Source organism: Glycomyces sp. NPDC049804, assembly GCF_040674615.1.
In the GTDB taxonomy this organism is placed as follows: Bacteria; Actinomycetota; Actinomycetes; order Mycobacteriales; family Micromonosporaceae; genus Glycomyces; species Glycomyces niveus.
This window is the reverse complement of sequence record NZ_JBFAMQ010000008.1, coordinates 112,624-127,569: the sequence shown is the minus strand read 5'-3', so window position 1 is coordinate 127,569 and position 14,946 is coordinate 112,624. Positions and strand designations below refer to the sequence as shown.

The 14,946-nt window shown below is 69.5% G+C and carries 21 protein-coding genes; 19 read left to right on the top strand and 2 right to left on the bottom strand.

The genetic code is table 11. The features are described 5' to 3' along the window. Position 1 precedes the first annotated feature (1 nt). Positions 2-655, bottom strand: coding sequence for an HAD-IA family hydrolase (locus tag AB0K52_RS15220; RefSeq protein WP_363531787.1), 654 nt, complete (start codon positions 653-655; stop codon positions 2-4). Continuing rightward, a complete protein-coding gene (locus AB0K52_RS15215) occupies positions 652-1,530 on the bottom strand; it encodes a winged helix-turn-helix domain-containing protein (RefSeq protein ID WP_363531784.1) in 879 nt (292 codons plus the stop codon). The genes AB0K52_RS15220 and AB0K52_RS15215 overlap by 4 nt, the downstream gene beginning before the upstream one ends. Before the next feature lie 171 nt (positions 1,531-1,701). Here AB0K52_RS15215 and AB0K52_RS15210 point away from each other — a divergent pair, with 171 nt between their 5' ends. The 19 genes from AB0K52_RS15210 to AB0K52_RS15120 all read left to right on the top strand — a co-directional run bounded on the left by AB0K52_RS15210 (position 1,702) and on the right by AB0K52_RS15120 (position 14,902). Next, the gene (locus AB0K52_RS15210; RefSeq protein WP_363531781.1) at positions 1,702-1,926 is read left to right on the top strand and encodes a DUF6284 family protein; all 225 of its coding nucleotides are present in this window, start codon (positions 1,702-1,704) and stop codon (positions 1,924-1,926) included. Positions 1,927-1,935: 9 nt separating this feature from the next. Then, complete coding sequence (locus AB0K52_RS15205) at positions 1,936-2,430, top strand: hypothetical protein (protein WP_363531778.1); 495 nt, start codon at positions 1,936-1,938, stop codon at positions 2,428-2,430. Further along, on the top strand, positions 2,430-2,603 hold the full coding sequence (locus AB0K52_RS15200) for a hypothetical protein (protein WP_363531775.1): 174 nt from the start codon (positions 2,430-2,432) through the stop codon (positions 2,601-2,603). Before AB0K52_RS15205 ends, AB0K52_RS15200 begins: the two co-directional genes overlap by 1 nt. Then, entirely contained in the window at positions 2,603-2,965 is a 363-nt protein-coding gene (locus tag AB0K52_RS15195) for an RRQRL motif-containing zinc-binding protein (RefSeq protein WP_363531772.1), read from the top strand. The genes AB0K52_RS15200 and AB0K52_RS15195 overlap by 1 nt, the downstream gene beginning before the upstream one ends. Next, positions 2,962-3,537 (top strand): hypothetical protein, encoded by a 576-nt coding sequence (locus AB0K52_RS15190; protein ID WP_363531769.1) that lies wholly within the window; start codon positions 2,962-2,964, stop codon positions 3,535-3,537. The genes AB0K52_RS15195 and AB0K52_RS15190 overlap by 4 nt, the downstream gene beginning before the upstream one ends. Next, positions 3,534-3,716 carry a hypothetical protein gene (locus tag AB0K52_RS15185; RefSeq protein ID WP_363531766.1) on the top strand — a complete coding sequence of 61 codons (183 nt, stop codon included), beginning with the start codon at positions 3,534-3,536 and terminating at the stop codon, positions 3,714-3,716. Before AB0K52_RS15190 ends, AB0K52_RS15185 begins: the two co-directional genes overlap by 4 nt. Beyond that, entirely contained in the window at positions 3,713-5,320 is a 1,608-nt protein-coding gene (locus AB0K52_RS15180) for a DUF2637 domain-containing protein (protein ID WP_363531763.1), read from the top strand. Before AB0K52_RS15185 ends, AB0K52_RS15180 begins: the two co-directional genes overlap by 4 nt. 86 nt (positions 5,321-5,406) lie before the next feature. Continuing rightward, positions 5,407-5,613 (top strand): hypothetical protein, encoded by a 207-nt coding sequence (locus tag AB0K52_RS15175; RefSeq protein ID WP_363531760.1) that lies wholly within the window; start codon positions 5,407-5,409, stop codon positions 5,611-5,613. A gap of 13 nt (positions 5,614-5,626) precedes the next feature. Beyond that, positions 5,627-7,552: a hypothetical protein gene (locus AB0K52_RS15170; RefSeq protein ID WP_363531758.1), complete on the top strand. Its 1,926-nt coding sequence runs from the start codon at positions 5,627-5,629 to the stop codon at positions 7,550-7,552. Between the two features lie 114 nt (positions 7,553-7,666). Then, positions 7,667-9,847, top strand: coding sequence for a hypothetical protein (locus AB0K52_RS15165; protein WP_363531755.1), 2,181 nt, complete (start codon positions 7,667-7,669; stop codon positions 9,845-9,847). A 217-nt stretch (positions 9,848-10,064) separates the two neighbouring features. Further along, on the top strand, positions 10,065-10,202 hold the full coding sequence (locus AB0K52_RS15160; protein ID WP_363531752.1) for a hypothetical protein: 138 nt from the start codon (positions 10,065-10,067) through the stop codon (positions 10,200-10,202). Between the two features lie 54 nt (positions 10,203-10,256). Beyond that, entirely contained in the window at positions 10,257-10,394 is a 138-nt protein-coding gene (locus AB0K52_RS15155) for a hypothetical protein (RefSeq protein ID WP_363531750.1), read from the top strand. 45 nt (positions 10,395-10,439) lie between these two features. Continuing rightward, on the top strand, positions 10,440-10,703 hold the full coding sequence (locus tag AB0K52_RS15150; RefSeq protein ID WP_363531748.1) for a hypothetical protein: 264 nt from the start codon (positions 10,440-10,442) through the stop codon (positions 10,701-10,703). 42 nt (positions 10,704-10,745) lie between these two features. Continuing rightward, a complete protein-coding gene (locus AB0K52_RS15145; protein WP_363531745.1) occupies positions 10,746-11,366 on the top strand; it encodes a hypothetical protein in 621 nt (206 codons plus the stop codon). A 30-nt stretch (positions 11,367-11,396) separates the two neighbouring features. Continuing rightward, the gene (locus AB0K52_RS15140) at positions 11,397-11,837 is read left to right on the top strand and encodes an NUDIX hydrolase (protein ID WP_363531742.1); all 441 of its coding nucleotides are present in this window, start codon (positions 11,397-11,399) and stop codon (positions 11,835-11,837) included. A 413-nt stretch (positions 11,838-12,250) separates the two neighbouring features. Continuing rightward, entirely contained in the window at positions 12,251-12,454 is a 204-nt protein-coding gene (locus AB0K52_RS15135; protein WP_363531739.1) for a hypothetical protein, read from the top strand. Then, positions 12,451-12,693, top strand: coding sequence for a hypothetical protein (locus AB0K52_RS15130; protein ID WP_363531737.1), 243 nt, complete (start codon positions 12,451-12,453; stop codon positions 12,691-12,693). The genes AB0K52_RS15135 and AB0K52_RS15130 overlap by 4 nt, the downstream gene beginning before the upstream one ends. Next, positions 12,690-12,947, top strand: coding sequence for a hypothetical protein (locus tag AB0K52_RS15125; RefSeq protein WP_363531734.1), 258 nt, complete (start codon positions 12,690-12,692; stop codon positions 12,945-12,947). The genes AB0K52_RS15130 and AB0K52_RS15125 overlap by 4 nt, the downstream gene beginning before the upstream one ends. Then, the gene (locus AB0K52_RS15120) at positions 12,944-14,902 is read left to right on the top strand and encodes a DUF3987 domain-containing protein (RefSeq protein ID WP_363531732.1); all 1,959 of its coding nucleotides are present in this window, start codon (positions 12,944-12,946) and stop codon (positions 14,900-14,902) included. The genes AB0K52_RS15125 and AB0K52_RS15120 overlap by 4 nt, the downstream gene beginning before the upstream one ends. The last annotated feature ends 44 nt before the right edge of the window (positions 14,903-14,946 follow it).

Sequence of the window (14,946 nt, the reverse complement as noted above, 5' to 3'; positions counted from 1 at the left end):
TCTACAGCTCAGTCACCACTGACGAGGCTCCGGCTTCGCGAAGGGCTGCGTCCTTGCCTGGTTTGTTGGCGTAGCCGATCGTCGCGACGCCTGCGGCCAGCCCGGCTTCGACATCGGACTTCGAGTCACCGATGAAGACCGCATTCTGCGCCTCGAACCCTGTAGTGCTCAACGCCCGCAGCAACAGGTAGGGGTCCGGCTTCATGAGCTCAGGCCTGCCGAAAGGCCTGGCTTCGATGGTCGCCACTTGGCCGTCAAGCCCGTGGGCACGAAGGTAGGTGGCGATGGCCTTCTCGCCGTTGTTGCTCACGATCGCCACGGTCAGTCCCGCGCGGCCCGCGCGTTCGATCAACTGCGCCGCGCCTGAAGTCGGCTCTGCGGTCCTGACGGCATCGACCTCGGCCTGGTCAAGCTGGGCGTTGAGCTGCTCTGCTGAGGCTTCAGGCAGATCGGCTGCGGCGACACGAAGGACTTCCATGGGGTCGTGTTCGTCCTTTAGTGAGAGCCCAAGTTGCACATCGAATCGACTGACTGCCTCCACGAGCTCCGAGGCGATCTGGTGGGCCGGATATCCCGCGAAGACGCTGCAGACCGGGCCATCGAAGTCGAGCAACAGGCACTTGGCGCCGAGGAGGTGGCTCTGGTCCAGCTTCACGGGGCCTCCCAAGGCTGCGCGACCGTCTCCCAGACGGAATTGAACCAGGCGCGAGCGGCGTTGACGAACATTTCGCCCTGCTCGGAGTTCTCACCGGAGCTGGAGAAGTGCAGCAGGGCGGCGTCCTTGCCCATGGGGTCGTAGATGGGGACGCGGTCGCCTTCGATGGCGACCGTGTGCTCGACGATCGGATAGAACCCGAAGAACCCCTCGGTCTCGTTGAGGACGAAGAGCTTGAAGACGGGCGCGATGCCGTGGGTTCGGATCTCCACCGAGCCGGACTTGATGAGGCCGAGCTCTGCAAGTTCGTCGACCTCGTGGGCGATGGCTTCAAGGGCTCGGTCCGTAATCCGCGCCATCCGGGCGGTGACCCGGGTGGGGTCCTCGGTGGGTTCGACCGGGGTAGGCAGCGCCATCGGAAGGCGCATGTTGGACACCATGACCCGGAGGCGGATGTCCTGGGGTGTCAGCTCACCGAGCCGGATGCGGTCGAGCGGCTCGGCGATGACGCCGCGGAGCGTCTCACCTGAGAATCCCGCGAAGTCGATGGCGACGTGGGCCTCCTGGAACAGCGCTTCGACGTGCGGCCGGAGTTCCACGGTGCGGTGGGTCTTGATGCGGACCCGAGGCAGCTTGCCTTGCTGGATCACCACCAGCTTGAGGTCGGTAAGGATCTTGAACGCGCTCTTGACGGTTTCGCGCGCGACCCCGAAGTGGCCCTGCAGCCGCTTGTTGGAGGGCAGCACCTCTCCCGGCGCGAACTTGCCCGTGAGGATGGCGGCCTTCAGGCGGTTGGCGATCTGGGTGGATTGGTTGTCTTTGCTGTCCGGATCGATTTTCCCCAGGAAGTCGAGCTCATCTGTGCTGTCGTCCATCCAGTCAGGGTAGCACTTGACTAGCCAGGACAGAAAATTTCGCCACCCCGGTTGACATGACTAGCCAGGCTCTGTAGGGTCATGCTCATCAACCACTTGGCTAGCCAGGTGGCGACAGGACCGCCGGTCCCGTCTCTCCAATCGCCAAAGCATCAACCTGGGAGGCACCCCTTGAAGACCATCACCACCGTCGAGGCGTCGGACTGGTTCGACCAGGAGCCGACCTTCGCCGAACTCGATGCGATCGAGATCGAGTGGCCGCAGATCGAAGCAGAACTGATGGAGCTGGAGCTTGAGCTTTCTGGCCCGGCTCCCGAGCGGCTGGTCGCCTTCGACATCGACCGTGCGCTCGGCGACACGCTCGCTCCCGGCTTCCCGACCTTCTCGATGAACTAGGGGCCGGACATGTACTCGTTCAAAGAGATCGAAGCCCAGCCGGTCAGGGCCGAGGAGCTGGAGGCCGGTGACGTCATCGTTACCCCGGCGCTGCGCAGCGAGGTCGTCGCCTCGGTCCAGCCGTCCGGAGTCTTCAGCGTCGTCATCACCACCGAGTTCGGTCGCAAGCCCGTGTCCTGGATTCTGGACCGCTGGGTGGGAGTGCCGACGCTGCGGTGCTCGAAGTTCAGGATGCAGCCGACCGTCGCGGTGTGGGAGCCGGACTACCAGGCCACGAAGGTCGAGGCGGGAATCCGCTTCAACCCCCACAACCGAAGCGACATGTTCGTGCTCGCCGCCGCAAGCTTCGAGGGACGCGGCCGAGGTTGGGCCTTCGATGATGTCGCGACCGAAGGCGCGGAATCGGTTGACGGCCTTACCAAGGCGCAGGCCCGCTCGGCGGTCCGCAAGGCCGCCAAGGCCCATGCCTTCCGTCTCGGCCTCGCCTTCGAGGAGGCCGAGTAATGGCGAAGATTCGCATCATCGGCTTGCAGTTCGAGGTCGACCACGTCGTTACCCAGCTGTCGCGACTGCTGCCGGTCCGGTCCGTCTCGGAGCCGAAGCCGTGCCGCCGCGCCGCCGACCGGGGCAAGGTCCGCGTCTACGTCCACATCGGCGCCGCCGAGGAGATCCGCTGATGAGCTACCTCGCGAAGTTCGATGACCCGACCGGGGAGCGGCACGGCGGGCTCCCGACCTACAACTTCCGGTTCGCGCCGAACGGCCTGTGCACTCGCCGCCAGCTGGCGGCAAAGGGCCTGACGCCCGGGCGCCAGCCGATCGCCGCGCAGATCCGGTGGCGTCGCGGCCGGCGCTTCGCCTACCTCTACCGCGAGGACCTGGCCCAGCCGAAGCGCCCGGCCACTGATGCGCAGCTCGCCGCGCTCATGAAGGCCTGGGTCAAGAACGCGACCTGCCCGACGTGCGGCACCGAGTACGGCCACTACATCCCGCGCAGCTTGGGCGAGTGCCTGGCCTGCCACGAAGGAGCGACACGATGACCACCACCCAAACCATCCGCATCCCGTACGTCGTGACCACCACCGTGCCCGAGGCCGGTGTCGAGATCGTCATTCAACCCGCCGAGCGCGAAGTCCCCGAGTACTGGGACAACGTGCGCATCGTGGTGGCGCTGCACGAGGACGGCACCCATTGCCTCGCCACCTGTGGGTGCGTCGCACCCGAGGACCGCACCACGATCCGCCGCGGCGAGACCGTGACCATCGGCGAGTGGACCTGGTTCGGCGGCCAGCACTCTTGGCTTGCTGGTTACCGCCGCATCGGCCCGAGTGTCGCCGAGCTGCGCCTGGAGGCGCGCGTCGACGAACTCACCGAGGACCTCGCGGGGGAGAAGATCCTCCACGGCCTCACTCGCGAAGATGTCGCCGCCTGCGAGGCCAACATCGAAGGGCTCAAGACCCGGCGAGCAGCGATCCGCACCTCCCTGCGCCGTTCCCGCAGGGCCACTGCCGACGCTGAGCACCGCTTCGGGCTCGCCTTCCAGGCGGCGTGGGCCGGATGGTCGGTCGCGATCCTCATCGCCGCGCTCTGGGTCTCGGCGGTGATCGCATGACCGCCAGCAACACGGAACGCCACCTGGGCACGACCGTCGTCGCTGTCGACGAGATCGCCGAGCTGTTCGCCGCCGAAACCGAGACGAGCGAGGAGTTCGAGCGGGCCGTCGCCGACGTCATGGCCCTGCTCACGAAGTGCCACGAGTGCACCGTTATCGACTTCGGGGAGGACCTGTGAGCACGCCGATTCCCACGCCCGCTACGCCCGAGCCCGAACGCGATCCGCAGGACACGATCGACTGGGACCTGCTCGACCAGCAGGTGTTCGGCGACGAGACCGAGCCTGAGCAAGGCGGCGAGGACACCACTTGCACTTCTGACGAAGCGCGGACCGGGCGCGCGGAGGCGCGGATCGATCCGCCCCCCTTTGCCGAGACCAGCGACGACACCGACGGGACCGAGATCGAGGCCGCGCCGACATCGAACTCAGGCGATGAGCCGCAGAAGTCGGCCTCGATGATCCCGTCGTTCGTCGACTGGGAGCGGGCCGAGGCCGAGGGGAAGGTGAAGGCCTCCCGCGCGGCGGCGTCGTCGAAGATCGCGGTCGCCGACGCGGCGCTGGAGCGCAAGCTCCGCCGCGAGGGCGCCGAGGAGGAGCGCAGGCTGCGCCGCGAGGCCCTGGAGGACGAGCGCAAGGCTCGTCGCCGGGTCGAGCGCAAGCAGTCGCGCCTTGAGCGGAAAGAGCGCCGCAGGGCGTCGCGCGCGGTGCTGGTCGAGCGGGTGCGGGAGAACGCGGTCGGCGTGTACGCCATGACCGTGTACGCCACCGCCGCGACCGTGGCCGTGGGCGGGCAGATCAGCGTCGCCGCCGCACGGGACTGGCCGCTGATGTTCGGCATCGGCATGGCCGTGTTCATCGAGGGCACCGCCCTGGCGATGGCGCTGACGGCGATGAAGCAGCGGCTCAAGGGTGAGAAGGCGTTCCTTCCGCGTGCGCTGACGTGGCTGTTCGCGCTGTTCGCGGCCGGGATCAACTACTACACGCACGCCGAGGACCAGATCCTCGCGGTGATCCTCGGAGCGTCGAGCCTGACGGCCATCACGGTGTACGAGATTCGGTCGGCCGCCAAGCACCGCGACGCGCTGCGTGAGCAGGAGATGATCGCCGAGCCCGCGACGCAGTTCGGGTGGCGGATCTGGCTGGTGCACCCGCGCCTGACGTTCGCGGCCTGGAAGCAGGACGTGTCGGCCCGCCTCGCGGGCGAAGCCGCCAACCTCATGGGCGCCGCCGTTGATGCCGCCGAGTGTCGCAGCCGCCGCCGCGCCGCCGACGCTGAAGTCGACCGCGCCCGCCGCGAAGCGAAGCAGGCCGGCTTCCCTCCGATCATCCTCACCTTCGCCGACGACACCGACACGAAGACCACCGAGGAGACGTTTGCAGCGGACGCTCACGAGACCCCTGCAGAGGGGAACCGGACAGACGGCCATGTGAACGAGATGACATCAGGCCAACACACCTCTTGCACGTTTCGTGAAAAAGGCCCTGCCGACACGAAACGGCACGTCGCGGCAGTGGAGGAACCCACCGCCGACGAGGCCGAAACCGCGGCCGCGCCGCGCCCGAAGCGGCCCCGCCCGGTCCCGGCTAAGCCGATGCCGGCGCCCGCCGCGCGCCTGTCCGACGACGAGGTGATCGCCGGACTGCGGGACCTCGTCGCCGCCGAAGGCGGGGTGTCGGTCAAGCGGGCCCGCCGGGAGTTCGGCCTCGGGTTCGAGCGGGCCAAGCGCCTGATCGAGAAGGCCGAACGCCCCGACGACGGAACCGAGGCCGGCCCCGAATGACCTTCCGATCGGTGGGGCCGGGCCGCTGCTCGACCGGCCCCACCACCTAGACCTTCCACACCGCGAACTGCAAGGAGTACCTGCTCATGGACACAGCAATGATCGTCATGATCTCCATCGCCCTCGTCGCCATCGGCATGGTCGTGATCCGCCGCGCCTTCTGGTCGGGTCAGGCCCTGTTCACCCTCGGCATCATCGGCTTCATGGCCGCCATCCCGGCTTTCGGCGACTTCTCGACCACGGTCGTCTACGGCATCGCCTCCGGCGTCGACGCGTTCATCGCCCAGTTCTAAGCGAGAACCGACGATGACGAACCCGAAAGTCACCACACCAGCGAAGGCCGGCCCCGCGCCCGCCGAGGCGAAGCCGGTCGATACCGAGGCGGCCACGGCCGCGCCGATCGACCCCGACAACATCTCGACCACCAGCTCGGCGTCCGCGCCCGGCGCGAAGGCGACGAGCGGCAAGTCGAAGGTGAAGGCCTCACCGATGCGCCGCTGGGCGGTCCCGCTCGCGATCGTGGGCGTGCTGCTGCTCATCGGCATGGTCCAGGCGGGCATGGCCTGGTGGCTCGCCGCTCTGGTCGTCGCTGCCCTCGCCATCCCGGCCGTGATCGGGTTGATCGCCGCGACCCGACGCCGCAAGAAACGCGACGCCGCCGCCCGCGCCGAGCGTGGTCTGCCGCCCGAGGCCCGACCGGCTCGCCGGGGTCTCTTCGGCCGCCGCGCGGTCCCCGGTACCGCTGGGGCCGCCGCGATGGGCGGCGTGCCGGGCGGTCGCCGCGGCGGTATCGGTCGAACCGGCGGTGCCGGAGCTGCCGGGGCCGGGCCTGCTGGCGCGGGTGGTGGCCGTCGCGGCCCGCTCGCCCGGATGCTCGGCCGCGGCAAGAACAGCGCCGCCGTTCCCGGCAAGCCGGGCGGTTCGGCGGCGATGCCGGGCCGGGCCGGGACGAAGGGGACCGCCGCTGCGGCCGGGAAGCCGGGCACGGGACCGGGCGCGGCGGGCCGGGCCGGTCTGCTCAGCCGGGTCATGCCCGGCCGGGGCAAGCGGGCCGGGACCGCCGGGCCGGTCGGCTCGGGCCGACCGGGTGCGGGTCCTGCGGGCCGGTCTGGGTGCGGTGTCGGTACGGCCCGCCGGGCCGGGTCGGCTCCTCGCGGGGCCGGGCCTGCCGGTCCCGGTGGGGTCGGGTCGGCGGCGGGTCGACCGGGTCGGTTCGGTCGGATCTTCTCCAAGAAGGGCCGGAGCCAGGCCCCGGGGACCGGTCCGGGCCGGAACGCCAACGGCGGCCCCGGGGCCGCTGGGGGACCGGTCGGTGGCCCGCAGACCGAGACCGACGAGCCGGGCCCGAAGCGATCGGGCTGGCGCGGGTTCGCCGAGCGGGCCGGGCGCGGCTTCGAGTCCTTCGGGCTCGGCTCGGCCCGGTGGGCGGGCCGGGGCTGGCGGGGCGCGCAGCAGGCCGGAGCCTGGTGGGCCTCCCGCCGGAACACCGCCACCGACACCGCACCGGAGGCCGGGCCCGGCGATGCGGGGCAGGCCGCGCATGAGGCGCAGTTCGCGCCTCCGCCGCCGCCGAAGCCGAAGCGGCCCCGCTGGACCGCTCCGGACGCGCAGCCCGGTCCCGCGCCGACGCCGCCGACCTCGGCGGGGCTGGGCCCGGCACCGAGCGGCCCCGAGCCCGCTGGGTTCTCCCTCGGCGGTTCGGGCGGGCTGCCGCCGGTCCCGCCGCCGAAGCGGCGTCAGCCCCACTCGGTCCCGCAGCCGAGCGTCGCATCGCCGATCGTCCAAGGCCCCGGCGAGGCCCCACGAGTTCCCTCGCCCGCGCCCGCTCCTCAGGTTCGGGTGCAGGGCTCCTATCCGCAATCACGTCACCAGAAAGGCACCACCATGGGCTACCACCCTGTCGTACAAGCCGCCTCCGAAGGCGCCGCCGGCATCGGCGGCTACCAGTTCCGCAACCTGCTCGACATCCAGTCGATGGTGCACGCGACGCCGGACATGTTCGCCAACTTCGCGACCGCCTACCGGGTCATGGGCGAACAGCTCGCCCAGACCCCGGCCGGGGCCGAGATTGGCGCGCACTACATCAACCTCGCCGCGCAGATGCAGTCCATGGCCGCCTCGGCGCAGACCACGGCCGCGATGTTCGAGGCCAAGCACGCCCAGGACATGCAGCGCCTGTCCAACCCGCGCCCGAACGAGCAGATGGCCGACTACGGCGCCAACCAGGCCTGACCGCCCGACCCGGCCGCCGCGAGGTGCGGCGGCCGGGCACCTGAACCCATTGAGCCATAACCGATCTGACCACCTGAAGCACTGACCGCCTTGCCGCACAAGGAGCGCATCACCATGGCACACCCGAACATCTCAAGCATTGCGCCGCAGCGCAAAGCCGCGACCGGCCTGGCCGGGCGGGAATGGGACCTCGGCGCGTGGTCGAACCCGATCACCGGCATCCTCGCCCTCTACCTCGCCGGGATCGTCATCTACCCCTTCGACCTGCCCTGGTGGGCCGTGCTGCTGGTCGCGCTCGGGGCCGGGGCCGCACTGACCTGGTCGGTGCGCAAGGCCGGATTCCGGCTCCTCGCTGTCGTCTACACCGCCTCCTGCGCGGGCGTCGCCGCCGGGTGGCTCACCTTCGCCTCGCAGCTGCTGACGTTCGACATCTTCCACATCGTGCGCACCGGCAAGTGCCTCCTGGCGCTCATCGGCGCGTGCCTGCCGCTCGCGATCATCTACTTCGTGCTCCTCGCCGGGCACGGCCGCGCCATCCAGGCCGCCTACATCGCCGAGCAGGAGAAAGTCCAGCGCCGCTCGGCAACCGTAGCGGCCCTGTCGGCGGCGAAGATCCGCGGCTGGGCGCTCACCGGCGAGACCAGCGACGAGGCCCGCACCGCCACGGACTTCGAGATCCAGCCCGGAGGCACCACCCTCACCGAGGCGCTGACCATGATCGACCGCCTGGAGATCGCCCTGAAGGCCCCGTTCAAGGGCGCGGTCCGCCTGGAGCGGCCCCAGGGTGGTCACGTCGGGCAGGTGCGCCTGACCTGCGCGAAGCGATCGGTCCTGGCCGAGCTGGTGCCGATCCCCGCCGCCCCGGCCGAGCCGCGCTCGATCCTGGAGCCGCTGCCGACCGGCCGGTTTGAAGACGGCGAGACCGCCGCCGAGGTCTACGCCTACACCTCCACCACCTCGATCGGGCAGAGGGACTCGGGCAAGACCATGCTGCAGAACATCATGATCGACGGCTTCGTGTCCTGCGACGACTGCCTGGTGTTCATCATCGACTTCAAGGAAGGCGCGACCGTACGGCCGTGGCTGGAGCCGTACGCACTCGGCCTGGTCGACCGCGCACCGTTCGACTGGGTCGGGTTCACCGTCGCCGACGTCCACGCCATGGTTGCCGAGCTCAACCGCATCGCCGGAACCCGCGCCCGGGGCCGCAAGGGCGACAAGATCACGCCCTCGGCGGCCCTGCCCTCGATCCGGCTCATCATCGACGAGGTCGCCGACCTCACCGCCGGGTCCGACATGGACACCGCCAAGGCCGCCGCGATCAAGCTGCTTATCCAGGTGCTGCGCAAGCACCGAAGCGAGGGCGTCGACGTCGACCTCGCCACCCAGCGGGCCACGATGTCGTTCCTGGGCAACAACGCCCGCGACATCCTCTCCCAGGCCGTGCACCAGAACATCCTGCGCGTCGACTCCCCGGCTGAGGTGTTCAACACCCTGCAGACCTCGATGGACAAGCTCGGCGGCGTCGACCCCTCGGAGTTCTCCGAGCCCGGCTCGATCCTGACCATCCGACCAGGGGCCCGCCGCGCGGTCCGCCGCGCCTTCTACCTGCCCACCGAAGCGATCCCGGCCCGGGCCGCGCACTACGCCGCCCGCCGCCCGGTCCTCGAAGCCACTGCGCTCGAGGGCGCCTCGGCCGCCTACCGCAACCGCTGGACCAACACCCGCGTCCAGGCCCTGCTCCACTCCATCCGCAACAACCAGCCCGTCAATCACGACCAGACCGACACCGACCACCAGCCGATCGACACACCGACTGCCGCTCCCACCGAGGCGCCCGCCGCGACCGGGACGACGCTGGTCGCGCCCGCCCCAGCGGCGCAGAGCAACGGACAGATCGGGGCCCTGCAACTGCGCGCGACCCTTCACGAGGCCTTCGGTACCGGGGAAGGCGAACGGCGCTACCACCTCGCCCGGGGCAAGGTCGCCCTGCGCGTCATGACCGGCCACATCCGCGCCACCGCAGCCGAGGCCGCACCGACCCGCGACCTCATCGACACCCTCACCGCCCACGACCCGACCATGTTCGCCAACCTCGACGGCAAAGCGCTCGGCGCGCTCCTCGCCCCCTACGGCATTGAGCCGAGCAAGCAGATCGGCGCCGGACAGTGGGGGACCAACGCCCGCGGTTACCGCCTCACCGACCTCGCCGCCGGCCTCGAACGCGAACCCGCCACTGACACCACCGATAACGGCGACACAGTGCCCGATGATGCGAGCTCTCAACCGGCCTAACAGCAGGGCCTAACAGAAGCCGTAACAGCACCTAACACCAACGACCTGTTACCAGCTGTTAGAGCACCTGTTAGCGCCCCCTGACCTGCGAACTAACACCTAACACCAACACCGCCGAGACCCCCTCCCAAAGGGGATCGCGGCCCCGCACACCCAAAAACCGGGGGTCCTCCCCACCTGTTAGAAGCCTCGACCTGACACCGAAGGAGACACCGAAATGGACCGTTGCCCCGACTGCGGAGTGACCTACGACTACGACGGCGAATGCGCCTGCTGCGGGGTCTGCGGCGGCATCGCCGACTGCACCCCCGACTGCGACTGCGCCTGGTGCGTCGACCCGAGCGACGAGTACTAGCCCGACCGGCCCGGCCCCGAGGGGCCGGGCCCGCACCCGAACGGAGACGACCGCATGGACGACATCGAAATCTGCCCCGTCTGCGGCGAAGACCGCGACAGCGAGTCCTGCTGCTACCTGTGCGTGTCCTGCCAGGACGACGCCGCCGACTACGACGGCATCCTCTGCATCCTCTGCGCCGACGAGAACTAGCCCGACGCCCACCGCGATCCGACACCGAACGAAAGGCACCGCCCCGTGATCATCTCCGAACTGATCGAGGAACTGCACAACTTCCTCGCCGACTGCGGCGACATCGAAGTCCTCATCGGCGACTCCTACGACGTCCGCTTCCTGACCATTGACTACCTCGCGGGCTCCTTCTACCACCACGAGAACACCAAGACCGCCGACCTCTACGCCCACACCAGCGACGCGCAGACCGGCCAGAAGTCCTGCCAGCACGGCGACGAGTGCGAGGTCGACGACGAACCCATGGTCGCCCTCATCTGGACCAACTAGCCGCCCACCACGAAGCAGCCCAACCGAAGGAGCACACCACCCATGACCACGAACGCCGCCACCATCACCGTGACCGAGACCAAGGAGACCGGCGAGGTCACCTACTGGTCGGACCTGTTCTGGGACCGCAGCGACTGGTTCGCCCTGTTCAGCGAAACCTGGGCCGCCCGCTGGGAGCACCAGACCCTCATCACCGACCGCTTCGCCCTCTGGGACGCAGGCGCCGTCGCGGGCCATATCGACCGGCGCCTGCCCGCCCTCGCCTCCGGCATGGTCTGCCACGGCGCGGCCGACCCCGAGCTCCACCGCGTCACCGGCGACCGCACCCTCGCCGAGCACACCGCCAACACCTGGCGCGAGCTCGTCATCAACACCGCCCCGGACACCGACGACGTCGACGCGTGGGAGGCCGCGCGCATCACCTGGAGCGACTACCGCACCGACCACGGCCGCATCGGCACCACCGGCGACGGCACCCGCGCCGTCTTCCTCGGCACCGACCGCGTCGACCTCCTCGCCCGGCTCGACCTCACCGCGCACCAGTTCGACCCCGAAGGCCGCCTCCACCTCACCGCCGCCGAAGGCCGCATCGCCGCCCTCGTCCCCACCAACCGCACGGCCCGAACCGACACCGACCCGGTCCTCGCCGCCATCGCCAACTAGCAACGCCCGCAACCGAAGGAGCACACCTACATGACCGACGCCAACACCATCCACCTGACCGTCGACCTCGTCGCCTTCTGCGGCACCGAAGTCCTCGTCATCGAGCGCGGCGACGACCCCTACGCGGGCCACCTCGCCCTGCCCGGCGGCTATGTCGACGCCGAAGAGACCAGCCGCGCCGCCGCCGCCCGCGAAGCCGCCGAGGAGACCGGCCTCGCCATCGACCCGGGGCACCTGCACCAGCTCGGTGTCTACGACGACCCCGACCGCGACCCCCGCGGCCGCGTCGTCTCCGTCGCCTACACCCTCACCCTGGCTGAGCGAGCGAACGTCATCGCTGGAGACGACGCTGCCCAGGCCTACTGGCTCGACATTGAGGAGGCCCTCAAGCGCCCCATGGCCTTCGACCACCGCGACATCCTCATCGCCGCCTACAGCCGCCTGGTCGACGGCATCACCGACCAACTCTAGCCAACCCGGCCCGGCCCCGCGAGGGGTCGGGCCCCAGCGAAGGAGATCTGCATGAACCCGACCGCCGGAATTTGTCAAATAGACAGATTGATGGCCGCCGCCCGCATCGGCCGCGAGGATTGGCGCTACCGCGATCGCGACGCGGTCGAGGCCGTCAACGACGACGCCGTGACCAGGGGTCCTGTCGAAACTACGAGTGCCCTTGTCGCTGCGGCGACTTCGGTCGATGATTGCCAGACTCAAAACGAGCCGCCCAATCCAGGAGCGGCCCGTGCCCTCCCGTCCCCGTTGTTCGATCCGCCGACCAACGAATTCGTTGTTTTGGCAAACCCACACCTTAAAGTTGCGCGCCGCGATTCCGGCGCGCACCATGGTCGACCCAACCCCGAAACATCCATCCTGAAAGGACAGTCATGCCTGGTCATCTCTGGTGCCCACTCGGCCCCACCACCGCCCGCTGCGCGCTCTGCCGCCTCCTCGCCGCGCACCGGCCGCACCCGATCTCACCTCGGTCCTGGTTCACCCGCTGGATCTGGCCCGACGGCACTTGGAGCGACAACCGCTTCGGCCTCGCCGCGCCGGTCTGCACCGGCACGCCCGCCCCGGTCTGGGCGTGATCGCCGTGGTCTTCCATCGCTACATCGCGCGCAAGGACCAATGGCGGATCTGCTGCCGATGCCAGCAGGCAACCTTCATCTACTTCGAGCCCGTCGCCCCCGACGAGCAGGAGTTGCGGCTGCGGGTCTACTTCGCCAACACCATGGCCGAGGAGACCTTCGACATCGACGCCGTCCCCGACTGGGTGTCCCGCTGCTTCGCCGGTCGCGGCATCGAGCGAGCGGAGGCGACTCGATGAGCGAACCCGTGCACGGTCACCGCTGGGCCCGTTCCGAGCCCGGGAAGACCCCGCTGCCCTGGAGCAGGTGCCTCCGCTGCCACTGCTTTGTCGCGATCTTCGAGCAGCCGATGTGGCGCGGCGCTACCCGGATCCGAAAACGCTGGTTCCACCCCGATGGCCTGGTCGAGACCATGCAGCTCGATGCGATGGAGCCGCCCTGCCCCGCCGACTTCCCCGACTACGACACCACACGAAAGGAGACCAACAGATGAGCCTGATCCTCAAGCGAGGCAACGATAACGACGCGAACTTGCGGCTTGCTGAGCAGTCCGTGCTCGGCGCCGCCCTGATGCAGCCCAACGTGATCCCCGAGATCACCGCCCACGTCAATACCGGATCGTTCCAGAACCCGCGCCACATCCTGATCTGGGAGGCCATCACCGCCCAGCACGACGAAGGCCTGCCGGTCGACGCGCTCACCATCACCGCCCGCCTGCTCGACGAGGGCAACCTCAAGAAGGTCGGCGGGGGGAACTACCTCCATGACCTGGTGGCCGGAGTACCGACTGCCGCCAACGGCGGGTACTACGCCCGCAAGGTCGCCGACGCCGCCAAGCGCCGCGAGATGGAGGCCGCCGCGATCCGCCTCGGCCAGCTCGCCAAGGACGGCAAGCACCGCGACCTCACAGAGGTCCTGGCCCTCTCCCGCGACACGCTCGACGCCATCGGCACGACCGGCGACGGCTGGGCCGACCCGATCCCGCTCATCGACGCCGCGAACCTGCCCGCCTTCCCGACCTCGGCGTTGCCGACGTGGGTGGGCGACATGGCCGACGGCGTCGCCGAGGCCACCCAGACCCCGGCTGACCTCGCCGGGGCGATGGCTCTCGCGGCACTGTCGACCGCCGTGCAGGGCAAGATCAAGGTCCAGGTCAAGTCCGGCTGGGTCGAGCAGTGCAACCTGTTCGTCTGCGTCGCGCTCAATCCGGGCAACCGCAAGACCGGCGTGTTCGACGCGATGGTCCGCTACCCGCTCCTCGAGGTCGAGCGCGACCTTGCCGAGGAGCTCAAGCCGCGGATCATCGAGTCTCGCACCGAGGCCGACATCCTTACCCGCGCCGCCGAGGCCGCCCGCATCCACGCCGCGAAGAACGCCTCGGACCCCGACGCGGTCAACGAGGCCAAGCGGGCCGCGCTCGAAGCCGAGCAGTTCGAAGTCCCGCACGAGCCGAAGCTGTTCGCCGACGACGTCACGCCCGAGATCGTTAAGACCCTCATGGCCCGCCACGGCGGTGCGATGGCGGTCCTCTCGGACGAGGGCGGCCTGTTCCAGACGATCGCCGGACGCTACTCGGGCGTTCCTGACCTGGACGTGTTTCTCAAGGGCCACTCGGGTGGCATGATTCGCGTCGAGCGCAAGTCCTCGGCCTCGGAGCACATCGACTCCGCTGCTCTGACGATCGGGCTCTCGCCGCAACCGGCGGTGCTGCGCGACGCGGCCGGCATGCCTGGCTTCGAGGAGCGCGGCCTGCTCGCCCGGTTCCTGTTCGCCATGCCCGAATCGCGAGTCGGGTCCCGCAAGCACAATCCCGACCCCGTGCCCGGGAAGGTCGAGCGCGAATACGCCCGCCGCATCGCCGCCCTCGTCCACTCCGCCCACATGACCAGCGAGGCCACGGTCATCGAGCTCACCCCCGCGGCCCGCGACCGCGTGATGGAGCTCGAGCGCGATCGCGAGCCGCGGCTGGCGCCGGGCGGTGAGTGGGAGTCGATCCTGGCCTGGGCCAACAAGTGGACCGGGCAGATCGTGCGCATCGCCGGGCTGCTCCACATCGCCGAGCACGGCTTCGTCGGCCGCTACGACCCGATCGAGGCCGACACCATCGACGCGGCCACGATGATCGGCTACTACTACGCCGACCACGCCCGCGCCGTCTGGGACTACATGGGCGCCAGCACCGAAACCGGCCCCGCCAAGATGCTCCTGGAATGGTTGGCGCGCAACGCCAAGCCCGGGATGTCGTCCACTGACATCCACCGAGGCGTGCGCGGCCGAACCGTCCTCAAGTCCGCCGCCGAGGTCCGAGGTGCGCTCGACCTCCTCGAAGACCACGGCTGGGCACGCAGGCGCCTGGCTCCTACGACGTCGCGGAAAGGGGGACGCCCACCCGCACCTCGATACGACTTTCATCCGCAGCTCAATGCGGGTACCGGCGGCTTGGCCTAGGAAACTTCGCCGCCGGTCCCGTCCCTCCAATCGCCAAAAAGGAA

Excerpts from the sequence above, each read along its gene's own strand:
- AB0K52_RS15120 (WP_363531732.1), top strand. The coding sequence starts at position 12,944 with ATGAGCCTGATCCTCAAGCGAGGCAACGATAACGACGCGAACTTGCGG.
- AB0K52_RS15125 (WP_363531734.1), top strand. The coding sequence starts at position 12,690 with ATGAGCGAACCCGTGCACGGTCACCGCTGGGCCCGTTCCGAGCCCGGG.
- AB0K52_RS15140 (WP_363531742.1), top strand. The coding sequence starts at position 11,397 with ATGACCGACGCCAACACCATCCACCTGACCGTCGACCTCGTCGCCTTC.
- AB0K52_RS15200 (WP_363531775.1), top strand. The coding sequence starts at position 2,430 with ATGGCGAAGATTCGCATCATCGGCTTGCAGTTCGAGGTCGACCACGTC.
- AB0K52_RS15215 (WP_363531784.1), bottom strand. The coding sequence starts at position 1,530 with ATGGACGACAGCACAGATGAGCTCGACTTCCTGGGGAAAATCGATCCG.
- AB0K52_RS15185 (WP_363531766.1), top strand. The coding sequence starts at position 3,534 with ATGACCGCCAGCAACACGGAACGCCACCTGGGCACGACCGTCGTCGCT.
- AB0K52_RS15135 (WP_363531739.1), top strand. The coding sequence starts at position 12,251 with ATGCCTGGTCATCTCTGGTGCCCACTCGGCCCCACCACCGCCCGCTGC.
- AB0K52_RS15165 (WP_363531755.1), top strand. The coding sequence starts at position 7,667 with ATGGCACACCCGAACATCTCAAGCATTGCGCCGCAGCGCAAAGCCGCG.
- AB0K52_RS15175 (WP_363531760.1), top strand. The coding sequence starts at position 5,407 with ATGGACACAGCAATGATCGTCATGATCTCCATCGCCCTCGTCGCCATC.
- AB0K52_RS15170 (WP_363531758.1), top strand. The coding sequence starts at position 5,627 with ATGACGAACCCGAAAGTCACCACACCAGCGAAGGCCGGCCCCGCGCCC.
- AB0K52_RS15195 (WP_363531772.1), top strand. The coding sequence starts at position 2,603 with ATGAGCTACCTCGCGAAGTTCGATGACCCGACCGGGGAGCGGCACGGC.
- AB0K52_RS15160 (WP_363531752.1), top strand. The coding sequence starts at position 10,065 with ATGGACCGTTGCCCCGACTGCGGAGTGACCTACGACTACGACGGCGAA.
- AB0K52_RS15205 (WP_363531778.1), top strand. The coding sequence starts at position 1,936 with ATGTACTCGTTCAAAGAGATCGAAGCCCAGCCGGTCAGGGCCGAGGAG.
- AB0K52_RS15190 (WP_363531769.1), top strand. The coding sequence starts at position 2,962 with ATGACCACCACCCAAACCATCCGCATCCCGTACGTCGTGACCACCACC.
- AB0K52_RS15145 (WP_363531745.1), top strand. The coding sequence starts at position 10,746 with ATGACCACGAACGCCGCCACCATCACCGTGACCGAGACCAAGGAGACC.
- AB0K52_RS15155 (WP_363531750.1), top strand. The coding sequence starts at position 10,257 with ATGGACGACATCGAAATCTGCCCCGTCTGCGGCGAAGACCGCGACAGC.